Below are 12026 nucleotides of genomic sequence, written 5' to 3' on the forward strand. Positions count from 1 at the left end.
CAGGGCTGTCTCCGGGGAATCGTGATTTTTCGCGAGTATAAAAAGCCGAATTGCTATCGTAAAATCACAAATAGACAATTCTGGTATTCGAAAATCAGATGGCGTTCGATCTCACACTCCGGCAGCTGCGTTACTTCGTGGCGGCGGCCCAAACCGGCCAGTTCTCGATGGCGGGGGCCAACGAGCACGTATCGCAATCGGCGATCACCAACGCGGTGCTCGCGCTGGAAAGCGGTCTCGGCACACGGCTGTTCGAGCGGTTGCCGCAGGGCGTCACGCTCACGCCGGACGGCCAGGATTTCTACAACCACGCGCGACGCGTGCTCGACGCCGCGCGCGATGCCGTGCACAAACCGCCGTTTCGCTCGCACGATATGCGCGGAACGGTGCGCATCGCCGCTTCTTATACGGTGCTGGGCTATTTCCTGCCCGAACTGCTGGCGCGTTTCCGGGCGACGTATCCGTTCATCGAGTTCGATTTGCGCGACATGGAGCGGGCGGACATCGAACGCGCGGTGCTGGATGGCGAGGTCGAGATCGGCGTCGTGCTGCTGTCGAATGTCGAAAAGCTCAGCCGGTTCGGCAGCCAGGTGCTGATCCGCTCGCGGCGGCAACTGTGGCTCGCGCCGTCACATCCGCTGGCGCAAGTGGACGCGCCGTCGCTAAAGGACATCGCGGCGCATCCGTACATCCTGATCACGGTGGACGAGGGCGAGCAGTCGACGCTGCGCTACTGGAAGAAGAAGGGGATTACACCGAACGTCGCGTTTCGCACCAGTTCGATGGAAGCGCTGCGCGGACTGGTCGCGCATGGTTTCGGCGTGACGGTGCTGTCGGATATGGTGTTCCGTCCGTGGTCGCTGGAAGGCAAGCGTATCGACGCGCGCCCCATCACGGACGTGGTGCCGCAAATGGATGCGGGCATGATCTGGGCCAAGGGCGCGCAGTTGAGCGGGCCGGCGACGGCGCTACAGCAGTTTCTGATTCACGCGTGCGGCACGTGAAGGATGCCGCGCGCGGCGGCCCGCCATGCAGGCCGCCGGCACACGCGAGACACGGTCAGTGTGAAATGCTCTCGAGCGATTTGCCGAGCGTTCGCGGGCCCATCAGACCGATCACGAAGATCACGAGCGTCATCGCGCCCGCAATGAAAACGAATACGCCCGTGACACCGAAATCCTTCAGCGTGAACGCGATCACGAACGAACTGAACACCGCCGACAGACGGCTCCACGAATAGACGAAGCCCACTGCCCGCGCGCGAATCGCCGTCGGATAGAGTTCCTGCTGATACGCGTGATAGGTGAACGAGATGATGTTGCCCGCTAGCGTCAGAAGCACGCCCAGTATCACGATGGCGACGGCCGATGCCGCCTGGCTGAAGAGCAGGCCGGCCACGATATTGAGCGCGGCCATGCAGACGATCACATGCTTGCGTTCGAAGCGGTCGGCAATCCAGTAGCCGAGCAACGGCCCAAGCGGCGCAGCCAGGCCGATGACGGTCGTGTACAGCAAGCTGGACGTTACCGTGATGCCTTGCTTGACGAGCAGCGTCGGCACCCAGTTCGCGAAGCCAAAGAAGCCGACTGTCTGGAAGATGTGGAAGATGATCAGCATCACGGTGCGCTTGCGATACGGCGGTTTCCACATATCGGCGAATCCGGCCTTGCGCGGCACCGGGTCGGCGGGGCCTGGCTCGGGCAACGGCTGCCCGTGCTGCTGCGCGACTTTTTCTTCGAGACGGGCGAGGACTTCGTCGGCTTCGCGAAGCCGCCCTTTGCCCGCCAGCCAGCGCGGACTTTCCGGAAGATTGCGCCTGAAGTACCAGACGAACAGCGCGCTGATGCCGCCGAGCAGCACGACCCATCGCCACCCGTCCACGCCAAATGGCGCCCTGGGCACGAGCAGCCAGGAAAGAAACGCGACGACAGGCACGGCCGAGAAGCCGATCGTCTGACAGATTGCGAATGCCCTGCCGCGCAGATGCTTCGGCGCGAGTTCGGACATGTAGGTGCCGATGGTAATCAGCTCGACGCCAATTCCCATGCCCGAGATGAAGCGCCACAAGTTCAAACCGGTGGCCGTATCCTGGAAGGCCATCACCGTGTTCGCAGCGACGTACCACAGTAAAGACCACGTGAAGATCGCGCGTCGGCCGAAACGGTCGGCGAGAAAGCCGCATGCGATCGTGCCGACGAACAGTCCGCTGAAGAGCGCAGCGATGAAGCTCGCGACGCCTGACGTGCCGAACAGACCTGTGGTGGTGGGCGTGAGGATGCCGCTCTTGACGAGACCGGGCGCGATGTAGCCGGTGAAGAGAAGATCGTAGAGCTCGAAGAAGAAACCAAGGCTCAGCAGCAGGATCAGCTTCCAGACTGCGCGCGTCGCGGGAAGCCTGTCGAGGCGCGCCGAAATCGCGCCCGTAGCGGCCGCCGACGCTGTCTCGACGCGCGTTGGAAGGTCAGTGGCGCGTAGATCCGAGGCGCCCTCCAGAATGGCCATGTCTGTCTCCTGTCTCGTAGTTTGAATGTTTCTCGGATCGAGCACTGCCCGCTATCCGTAGTCGATCGCACGGCGCTTCACGCGTACTGCTCCTGCAACTCGGCGAATGAAGCGATCCGGCCCGCAAGCGCGCTCGCCACCACGGTCGGCGGACTGGCAAGCCATACCTGACCGGGCCCGGAGCGGCCGGGGAAATTGCGGTTGATCGCGCTGATCGTCACCTGGCTCGCATCCGTCGACGAACCCGGCCCGCAGTTCGCGCATGCGCCGCACGACGGTTGCAGCAGGATGGCGCCGACCTGCTCGAACGCGTCGATATAGCCGCGCCGCACGCAATAGTCCCTGACGTCGGATGTGCCGAACTGCAGATAGAGCTTCACATCGGATGGCACGCGCATGCCGCGCGCCGCAGCCCATGCCAGCACCGCGTGATAGTGGTCGAAGTCCTCGCGCTTTCCCGCTGTACACGAACCGCCATACGCAATCTCGACGCGTGGACGTTGGGCAAGATCGCGCAGCGCAATGCCGTTGCCGGGGTCGCCGGGTGCGGCGAGCATCGGCGAAATCTGCGTGCAGTCGATCGCGATCACGTCGGCGTAGACTGCGTCCGGATCGCTGCGCATCCACGGCTCGATCACGAAGTCGATGCCGCGCCGTTCCTTGAGAAAGCGGACGGTTTCTTCGTCGGGCGCGACGATGCCGGTGAAGCCGCCGAGTTCCGCCGTCATGTTCGTGAGGGTCGCGCGTTCGTCGGTCGTCAGCTGCGAGATCGCGGAGCCGGCGAACTCGAATATCTTGCCCACGCCCGCGCCGGCACGGATTCTCGGGTCGGCGAGCAAATGCAGCGCGAGATCCTTCGCCGTCACGCCGGCCGGGACGGGGCCTTCGAAATCGACGCGCAGCGATTGCGGCACGGTCATCCGCACCGCGCCCGTGACGAAAGCGTTCGCCATATCCGTCGTGCCGACGCCGAACGCCACGCAGCCGAGCGCTCCGCTATGCGGCGTGTGCGAATCCGTGCCGACGATGAGCTGACCTGGCAGCGCATAGCGTTCCGCCATCATCGCGTGCGAGATGCCTTCGGAGCCTTCGCTGATGGTGTCGCCCGTGGCGTTCAGGTAGCCGTGATTCGTCAGCCCGTAGTCTTTAGCGAATTGCCGGTGTGCTTCCGACAGTTCGCGCACATCGGGCAGCAGACCGTTTCTCACGTGCAGTTCGCTCTTGTGCGAATAGGAGAGATGGTCTTCGAACGTGAGAATGGTTTCGGGCTGATCCAGCGACAATGGCTTGCCGAACGTCGCGTGCAGCATATGCGTTGCCATGCCCGTGTAGTACTCGTGGATAAAGCGCCAGTCGGCACGCACGAATACGCCGGAGCCGGGCGTGAGCGAATCGCCCGTGCCTTCCGTGCGAAGCGCGTGGCGCTGCAGAATCTTTTGCGCAAGCGTGCGGGGTTCGGTATCGATGGAATCTACGGGGCACACGGCGATTTCGATGCGCCGCATATGCCGCGCGCCATAGCGCAACAGGCCGCCGCTTCTGAGGATCGACGCGGACAGGTTGTCGCGCGAGGCAACGAGTTCTTCAATCTCGATCGGCTCGCCGCGCTGGATGCGTTCGATCAGCCCGAAATCCGTCGATGTAAACAGGCCAAGGTTATCCGCGTTCTGCCGATAAATCCGTTCGAAGCTCTTCGCAATCACGAGCCGGATGCCCGCGCGATATTCCGCGATCGGACTGTGTTCGCGCGACGAACCTTTACCGTATCGATTGCCCGCGACCGTCACGCAAAAGCCGCCCGCGCGGATCGCGTCGGGGCCGATCGGATTACGATCTCCCGTGCGGAACCCGACGTAAGGAAACCGGCCCAGACGTTCGTCGAAGCGGGTGAGCACGCTCATCGGCGTGATCTCGTCCGTCGATACGTCGTCTCTCAGCGTTCCCGCCAACGCCTGCGTCAGATCGGAGCCGTCGAGTTGCCGTTCGATCCGTTCAGGATCGTCGCAAAGAAACAGTATCCGGCCCGTCAAATCCAGTTTCGCCATCTGATTTCTCCTTCAACGGGAAATCTAGACGGCGACGGCTTCGACCACGAAGTGCTCGATCGGCAAAGGGGACATCGCAAATCGCGATGTCCTCGTTAACCCTCGGCCTGAGAGAGTGAATCGATCAACGCCTGCACGGCTTTAAGGCGCGACGATTTTTTGAGCGCGTGAACGCGCAGGCTGCGGTTACGCGCCCACGTTTCATCGAGCGGCCGGCGCACGAAACCGCGCGATCCGGCGAAAGCGGACGCGGCGCTCGTCGGGACGATGCCGATGCCGAGTCCCGCTTCGACCATCCGGCATTGCGCATCGAAACTGTTGACCGTCACGGACAGGTTGAGCGGCGTCCGCACGGCATCGGCACGCTCCTTCAGAGTCTGATCGAGTGAGCCGCCCGCCTGCAACGCGACGAGTGGAAAACGGATGACGTCGCTGAATGTCGGCGCATCGAGGGCGGCGAGTTCATGATCGAGCGGGAGCACGACCATCAGCGGATCATCGGCGAAGTGCCATGAATCCAAGCCTCCCGGTATCTTGCTGCTCGCCGAGATGCCCACATCTGCGCGGTCGTCCACGCACGCGCGAATCACTTCATCGCTAATGTGCTCGGTCAACGCGATCTGTACGAGCGGATAGCGGGCCTGAAAGGCTTTCAGACGCTCGGGCAAAAAGCCGACGATCGCGGACGCGTTCGCATACAGACGCACGACGCCGGCGACCTGGCCGCTGAGCGACTGAACCTCGCGCGCGAGCGACTGCAACTGATCATGGACGGATGCCGCGCGCGCGAATGCGTGGCGGCCCGCCTCGGTCAACTCGACGCCTGAAGGCGAGCGGATCAGCAAAGGAAGGCCCATTGCGGATTCGAGATCCGCAATGCGTCTGCTCAAAGCTGAAGGGGCGATGTGATTGCGGCTGGCCGCCCGAGCGATGGAGCCTTCCTGCACGACGGATATGAACAGCTCCAGGCTGTACGGATCGATGCGCATGCTGCCGGACCTTGTCGACGTTCTTGGCTTGTGGGGCGAACTGATCGGGGCAGTCCGTCAGCGGCCATATTAACAGCGGCCCTTTTTGCGCCCGTGGCCGGTGGGCGCGTGATGCCACGAGTGAGGGCAATGCGCCTCGACATTCAACGCGCAGGCGGCAGAAACCGGAGCAATGCGCCCGTCACGACAGCAGGTTGCTCTTCGGCGACCCAATGACCCGACCCCTGCACATTGACCGCCTCGACATTCGTGGCGACATGCCGCAAATGATCGCCGATGATCGGCCCGAAGCTCCCCGCACCGCCGATGCCAAGCACCGGCATCGTCAGCTTCGTCGCGGAAAACGCCTGATTGGCCTTCACGTCTTGCGGAAACGCGCGGTAGTACTCGAAGCCCGCGCGCAGTGCACCCGGCATCGCGTATTCGCGGGCATAGGTTTCTTCGACTTCGTTCGTGAACGCGCGGGAGTTCACCGCTTCCGAGTTGTGGAACCACTTCAGGTATTCGAGTTCGTGTCCGGCGATCAGCATCTCGGGCACATCCTGCACCGAATAAAAGCGGAAGTGCCACGTGCGCGGCGTCTGCACGAGTTGATCCCACGGCTCGATGCCGGGAAGCGGCACGTCGAGAATCGCGAGCGTGCGCACTTCGTCAGGATGCTGGGCCGCATACGCATAAGCGACCATGCCGCCCATATCGTGGCCAACGACGTTGACCTGCGGACCGAGGTTGAGCTTCGCGACGAGCGCGCGAATGTCTTCGGCGACGTTCGCCTTGTCGTAGCCCGTCGCTGGCTTCGATGTATCGCCGAGGCCGCGTAGATCCGGCGCGAGCACCGTATAGCCGCGCGCGACGAGTTGCGGCATCACGTAGCGCCACATGTACGAGGTCGAGCCCCAGCCGTGCAGCAGCACGACGGGCGTGCCCTCTTGCTTGCCCCGCGCGAGCAGATAGTGGTAACGCACGCCGTTCACGTCGACCTTGCCGTCGACGATTTTTGCGGTCGAGGTCGAGATGGCCGCCGATGTCATCGGCAGATAGTCGTCATTGGTGGCAGCGTGAGCGTGATGCGCCGCGCCCGTCAAAACAATCGACGCGGCGAGCAAGGCGGAGATAAACGTATTGCGCATGATGATTCCAGTCGCTCTGAAGGGCGAACATGTGCGAAAGCCGGGATGGCAATGCCGGCACGATGTCAACGACACAGTGCGGCGACTGGAATGGATAGTAGGGAGGTGCCGGCCAATTGACGTACGTGTTTGCCGATGAACTCGTTGCATCGGATCGAACATGTCGGCAATGCCGGCGAAGGGAGGACTGGACGTGACGGCTGCCTCGGGCCGTCTCTATGCAAAGCTGGCTGGAGCGCACGCAGGGCGCGCAACCTTTAGGCCTTCGGCGCGACCGACGCTCCCGCGATCCCATGTCGCGCCAGCGCGTCGGCGACAAACCCGGAAGCCTTCATCTCTTCGACAAACGCATGCAACGCTGCCGCCGCCGCTTGCCCCCGGCTCTTCGGCGTACCCATTGCCTGCTGGATCACCATGAACCGTTCGTCGAGCAGCCGAAGCCCGCTGGCCTTCTTCGCATCGGCTTCGAGCTGCTGCTTCACGCCCGCAGCGACTTCGAGATTCTGTTCGAGGAACGTCTGCACGACAGCCGGAGAAGTCGGCGCGCGCACGATCTCCGCGGCCTTCAGTTCGCGCGTCAGGAACAGGTCATACGCGCTGCCCTTGCCGACGGCGACGCGGTTGTGCGCATGATCGACATCGGCATTTGTCTTCACGGGCGAGTCATCGCGCACGAGATAGAAGCCTTCGATCAACACATACGGCGCCGTGAACGCAACCGTCTCGCCGCGCAACGGATCGACGGCGAAGAAGCCAAAATCCGCGCGCTCCTCGCTGATCGCCTGAACCGATTTGCCCGCTGCGTCGAACACGACCAGTTCCAGTGCGACGCCGAGCTTGTCGGCGAACGCACGCGCGAGATCGACGGATACGCCGAACGGCTCGCCCGTTTCAGCGTTCTTGTTAGCGAGGATCGGGTTGCCGAGATTGATCGACGCGCGCACCTTGCCGGTGGGCGTGAACGCGGCAACGACGGTTTGATCGATAGTCATGAATGCTCCCGTGGCGACCGCGTTTTTGTGCTGCGGCCTGAGGGTGCAAGGATAAACCGGTTTTGTGTCGGTGCATAAAAGTCCCACTGAACATCACCTGGCGCCCGCACGGCCTCGACAAAAGTGCCATTGAATCTGCGTTTTGTGTAGGGACACGGCAGGCCCGGTCAAATATTCTGAATCCATCGAGACGATACGCCAGGCGCTGATCCCGTCGCCGGCGACGAACCACTCAAGGAGAGGATGTTGACCAGAAAAGTCCCGCTCAAGATCGCCATCGCTGAGCATCCGCATACATCGGCTATCCGCAACGGCTCCATTCCACGCACGCATCATCACCGAGGCGAAGCGCGATCTCATCTTTGGGAACATGTCGGTGGAGCAGATTGCTTTCGGGCTTGGCTTCGCAGATGCCGCGTACTTTACGCGCTTCTTCCGCAGAGAAGTGGGGCAGGCACCGAGCCAGTTCCGCGCGGCGGCCCGGCAATAGTCGCAAGCGTTCGCGTTGCTACGTGCCGCAGTAATCGGATCGAAAAAATACCAGTGAATCCGATTTTTGTGCAAGGACGCCCGATTGCATATCGACTACGCTTAGCCCATTTGTTCTCGAAGCTAATCGCTGATGACTCGGTCCCTCCAGAGAGACAGGCTAACGCGTTACGGATTCATCGCTGCATTTATCGCGCTGACGTTGTTGCCGGGATTGATGTTGCTGTCCGGGGGGGCAATGGTCAAGCAAGGACTGTCCACACTTTCTCAGACGAGCACCCGCAAAGTTGGCGCGCCATGACAGCACCGCAATGCTCGCAGCGATAATGCTCAATAGCTGTTACGCCTTCACATTGGCCGATGCCTATCAACTTCATGCCTTCTGCGCGTGCAATGTCAGCAGGCCGCCCTTCGAGACTGGCGCAAACGGTACAGTCGTCCATAGTTTCTGCCTCCTGGTGGAAAACAGGCCGTCGACACTGGAAGAAAAGGAAGCCCGTTAGAGCGGGCCAAGGTGAAGAACCCGCGAGGAGACCAGGCGGGCACGTCGAGTATTGCGCGACAATTTCCCACATGTAGCTGTTTTCTTGTGATTTCTTGATTGGAAATCGTCAACGAATCAAATCGATGGGCGTGTGGGGTTCGGTTTGGGCACAACTGCGAGGCCGGCCAGGAATTCGTTCAGGCAAGGCAAGCCCTTCGTCCGAGCATCGAGCATATTCATCCGAATAGATTGCTGCCTGCTTGAGGAAATCGGGGGCGGAGCGTGCTCGAGCAAGTCAGCAACCTATCGTCAACCGCCGAGACAACCGGTGAAAATTGCTGCGACGCAACGCAGACACGGAAATTCCGGAGAAAGGACTCGTTTGACGGCCGGTCACGTGACAATTCATACGGGGCGAGCTTTCCATGGGGATTGGTGCTGCAGACCCGCTAAATATATGTTTGACTTCACGGAATTTATCATTAAGATAGGCTCATGAATTGCTGCAACGCAGCATGCGAATTGGGCGACATGCCCCTATTTTTGGAGTCAGCCATGACCACGCTTGTACCGGAACAAACGATTAGCGCCACCAAAGCAAGCGTCGACACAGTCTTCGGTCTTGCGAGCAAAGCTCTCCACGGGTTCGAAATGCTGCTTGAACTCAATACACAGACGGTCAAAGCGACTCTGGCCGAGGTGCAGGAAATCGCTGTCCAGCCCGGCATTGGCAAAGATCCGCAAGCAGCCTTCGCAGTTCAAACGACCCAACTTCAGACTGGCGTTCAAAAGGCGCAGGCCTATTGGAAGCACGTAACCGAAATTGTCTCGAGCACTCAGGCCGAGTTCGAGGAGGCGGCCAAACTGGTTCTCAAGCAACCTTCACTTGAACCAAAAGCCTGGTTCGACAACATGTCGAAAAATGCACTGCCGGGAGGCGACACGATTGTGGCCTTCTGGAAGTCGAGTTTCGGCGCTGCGAGCCAGGCCGCTGATGCGGCGTATGCAGCAGCCACAAGGGCGACCAAAAAGGCCGTCGAGACCGCTGTCAGCCAGGCGTAGCGCTAGCTCGGCCCTGCCGCCTGAACATATTCCGTATATTGGCGCGCTGGCGCAGTGGTGTTGCATGCTGGGTCGAAAGCCGGAGTCTCGGTCGGAAGACCGGGACTCCCATTGGGTCCGGGTTATCGCGCTGTACGTGGAGTAGTTGAACGATTCTTCTGTTGGCCATATACGATATTGAGCGGACTACTGTACCGCCCAGTTGCCGCGGCATCATCTCAAGACTTGATAAGGAAGCGTCGGGCTTGCGCCCGCGCCGTTGACTCATCGTGCGCCAAGTATCCGCAGCACGTTTCCTTTGTCCGTAATCGCGATCGTCTGAAGACATTGAACGCATCTACGACGCGGCCGATGGCGTCTGCATAACGCGGCCTATTTCAATTTTGGAAACAATCATGGCAACCGGTACTGTGAAGTGGTTTAACGATGCGAAGGGCTTTGGCTTCATTACGCCAGACGATGGCGGCGAAGATCTGTTTGCTCATTTTTCGGAAGTGAAGGCGGAGGGATTCAAGTCTCTTCAGGAGGGTCAAAAGGTGAGCTTCGAGGTCAAGCAAGGACCGAAGGGCAAGCAGGCGGCCAACATTCAACCGATCTGATACCTAAGCGCTTTCGCGGTCGCGCGAAGAACGGTCCGCCGAGGCGGACCGTTCTTCTTGCAGTTATGTGCCGTTCGTGAATGCGGAAAGGGCCACGTCCTTTTGATTGCCCACGCCCGCATGTGATGACACGCTCACCGCAATGCTTGAGGGTATGGCCATGGATTTCCACAGCTTGTTCACTGAGGCCTTCGAACCCTTCAACATCTGAAGCCTGCATGACGGACGAAACACAACCTGCAAAGGCCGAGGCGTGATCACCCAGGGGCAATCGGAGTGAAGCTGATGTCTTTTCACGTTAGAGGGATACGGGCCGTAAAACGGGTGCCTGCGTCGGCGGTAGAAACCACCTCGAGCGTGCCACAGTGTGCTTCGACAATTTGCTTGCAGATGTAGAGACCGAGGCCTAATCCGCCGCCAGGTGCGCTTGTCGGAGGTCGCCAGTATGGCTCGAACACCTTCGCCAATAAATGCGGCTCAATAGGCTCTCCATCGTTGGTGACCGAGAGAACCAGATGAGTCTGGTCACTGCTCGCTTCCACGACAACCGGCGCATCGGTCGACCCATGCGTGAGAGCATTAGCTAGCAGGTTGGATAGCAACTGCTGGATGCGCCCAGTGTCGCAACGGACGACTGCTTGAACATCAAGATGGCTGGTTACAATGCGCGATTCATTTGCGGCGCGAAGCTCGTCGACGACCGCGCGCAGGTGCGCTGTGAGGTCTTCGACAGGCGTGATGGCGACTCTCATCCCTGATCCGAGTCGAATTCGCGCGAAATCCATCACGTCGTCGATTAGCCGGCTCATCCGGAACACCGTCGCTTTAAGGCGCTTCCCCATGTTCGTCAGGTCTGGGTCAGCGTGACGACGGCTCAGTATTTCGGCGGTTGCATTCACGGCTGCGAGTGGGTTTCGCAGGTCATGGCCAAGTACGGCGATGAACTGCTCTCTCAGCGCGGCCGTTTCCCTTTCACTCAGCAGTTGTGCTTCGGTCGACCACTGTCGCTTTTCGCTGTCCAGTTGCATCGCAATCAGATTAGCGAAGACCTCAAACATCCGGACGATGCGTGGCTCCGAGACTTGCGCTGGCCGGGCGTCAATTGCACAGAGGTTTCCGAAGTACTCACCGTTCGGCAAGATGATTGGAACGGAGATGTAGCTTTCGAGGCCGTAGATTGCAGGGGTGTGGTGACCGCGGTAGGTCGCATCTTCACTGAACTTGTCGATGATGATAGGCGCGCGTGCTGCGCGAGACTCAAAGCACAGCGTCGTCTGGAGTTCCAGTTGGCCGCCGGGCTTCAACCCGAAGCCGACGTTGTCCTGCACGGCGCAAGCGGTCCAGCTGGTGTCAGTGACTCGCGCAACTGCCGCGAATCCCATTCCCGTCTCATCACAAATCATCCGCAGAATGGACGGTACGGCGGAGATCCGGGCTACCGTACCAAGGTCGCGGGCCAGCGACTCTTGCGAATCGAGTGAAGCCGGTAAATTTGGCATCTATACCACCCCGTGGTTTGGTCCATTTTGCAACATTTCTTGCGCGGTCGGGCCTTGACGCGATTGTCGTGAAAAGGCGCCGGCGCGAGGTTGCGTAGTCACGCCGTCGGCAAGGCCGTGGCGCATTTCATGAGGGCGGCGTCATCGCGCTCGAGGGTATCAACAGAAACGGGCTCGCCAATATTCGGAATACCGCCAGCGCGGGGCGGAAGCGGCGCTTCACGCGTGGTTATCG

General features: G+C 60.6%; 10 protein-coding genes. 4 read left to right on the forward strand and 6 right to left on the reverse strand.

Translation table 11 applies throughout. The features are described 5' to 3' along the window. Positions 1-98 precede the first annotated feature (98 nt). Positions 99-1004, forward strand: a complete 906-nt coding sequence (locus SB822_RS22295; protein WP_410855676.1) for a LysR family transcriptional regulator — start codon at positions 99-101, stop codon at positions 1002-1004. Between the two features lie 55 nt (positions 1005-1059). Here SB822_RS22295 and SB822_RS22300 read toward each other — a convergent pair whose 3' ends face one another. From SB822_RS22300 to SB822_RS22320, 5 genes are all read right to left on the reverse strand, one after another. Then, on the reverse strand, positions 1060-2502 hold the full coding sequence (locus tag SB822_RS22300; RefSeq protein WP_007736322.1) for an MFS transporter: 1443 nt from the start codon (positions 2500-2502) through the stop codon (positions 1060-1062). A gap of 77 nt (positions 2503-2579) precedes the next feature. Continuing rightward, positions 2580-4547 (reverse strand): aconitase family protein, encoded by a 1968-nt coding sequence (locus tag SB822_RS22305; protein ID WP_410855677.1) that lies wholly within the window; start codon positions 4545-4547, stop codon positions 2580-2582. Positions 4548-4642: 95 nt separating this feature from the next. After that, on the reverse strand, positions 4643-5536 hold the full coding sequence (locus tag SB822_RS22310) for a LysR family transcriptional regulator (protein WP_086915626.1): 894 nt from the start codon (positions 5534-5536) through the stop codon (positions 4643-4645). 143 nt (positions 5537-5679) lie between these two features. Then, on the reverse strand, positions 5680-6666 hold the full coding sequence (locus SB822_RS22315; RefSeq protein ID WP_410855678.1) for an alpha/beta fold hydrolase: 987 nt from the start codon (positions 6664-6666) through the stop codon (positions 5680-5682). A 257-nt stretch (positions 6667-6923) separates the two neighbouring features. Continuing rightward, positions 6924-7658 carry an ABC transporter substrate-binding protein gene (locus SB822_RS22320; protein ID WP_410855679.1) on the reverse strand — a complete coding sequence of 245 codons (735 nt, stop codon included), beginning with the start codon at positions 7656-7658 and terminating at the stop codon, positions 6924-6926. Between the two features lie 358 nt (positions 7659-8016). On the opposite strand from SB822_RS22320, the gene SB822_RS22325 reads away from it, so the two are divergent. The 3 genes from SB822_RS22325 (at position 8017) to SB822_RS22335 (ending at position 10292) form a co-directional block, all read left to right on the forward strand. Then, entirely contained in the window at positions 8017-8148 is a 132-nt protein-coding gene (locus SB822_RS22325) for a helix-turn-helix domain-containing protein (RefSeq protein ID WP_236674407.1), read from the forward strand. Positions 8149-9186: 1038 nt separating this feature from the next. Next, the gene (locus tag SB822_RS22330) at positions 9187-9693 is read left to right on the forward strand and encodes a phasin family protein (protein ID WP_009771444.1); all 507 of its coding nucleotides are present in this window, start codon (positions 9187-9189) and stop codon (positions 9691-9693) included. Between the two features lie 395 nt (positions 9694-10088). Beyond that, positions 10089-10292, forward strand: a complete 204-nt coding sequence (locus tag SB822_RS22335; protein WP_007581066.1) for a cold-shock protein — start codon at positions 10089-10091, stop codon at positions 10290-10292. Positions 10293-10585: 293 nt separating this feature from the next. Here the strand turns inward: SB822_RS22335 and SB822_RS22340 are convergent, their stop codons facing one another. Next, a complete protein-coding gene (locus SB822_RS22340) occupies positions 10586-11791 on the reverse strand; it encodes a GAF domain-containing sensor histidine kinase (protein WP_079502190.1) in 1206 nt (401 codons plus the stop codon). Positions 11792-12026 lie beyond the last annotated feature (235 nt).

The organism is Paraburkholderia sp. SIMBA_054 (assembly GCF_046534875.1).
Lineage (GTDB): Bacteria > Pseudomonadota > Gammaproteobacteria > Burkholderiales > Burkholderiaceae > Paraburkholderia > Paraburkholderia hospita.

Excerpts from the sequence above, each read along its gene's own strand:
- SB822_RS22335 (WP_007581066.1), top strand. The coding sequence starts at position 10,089 with ATGGCAACCGGTACTGTGAAGTGGTTTAACGATGCGAAGGGCTTTGGC.
- SB822_RS22310 (WP_086915626.1), bottom strand. The coding sequence starts at position 5,536 with ATGCGCATCGATCCGTACAGCCTGGAGCTGTTCATATCCGTCGTGCAG.
- SB822_RS22320 (WP_410855679.1), bottom strand. The coding sequence starts at position 7,658 with ATGACTATCGATCAAACCGTCGTTGCCGCGTTCACGCCCACCGGCAAG.
- SB822_RS22305 (WP_410855677.1), bottom strand. The coding sequence starts at position 4,547 with ATGGCGAAACTGGATTTGACGGGCCGGATACTGTTTCTTTGCGACGAT.
- SB822_RS22315 (WP_410855678.1), bottom strand. The coding sequence starts at position 6,666 with ATGCGCAATACGTTTATCTCCGCCTTGCTCGCCGCGTCGATTGTTTTG.
- SB822_RS22340 (WP_079502190.1), bottom strand. The coding sequence starts at position 11,791 with ATGCCAAATTTACCGGCTTCACTCGATTCGCAAGAGTCGCTGGCCCGC.
- SB822_RS22295 (WP_410855676.1), top strand. The coding sequence starts at position 99 with ATGGCGTTCGATCTCACACTCCGGCAGCTGCGTTACTTCGTGGCGGCG.
- SB822_RS22330 (WP_009771444.1), top strand. The coding sequence starts at position 9,187 with ATGACCACGCTTGTACCGGAACAAACGATTAGCGCCACCAAAGCAAGC.
- SB822_RS22300 (WP_007736322.1), bottom strand. The coding sequence starts at position 2,502 with ATGGCCATTCTGGAGGGCGCCTCGGATCTACGCGCCACTGACCTTCCA.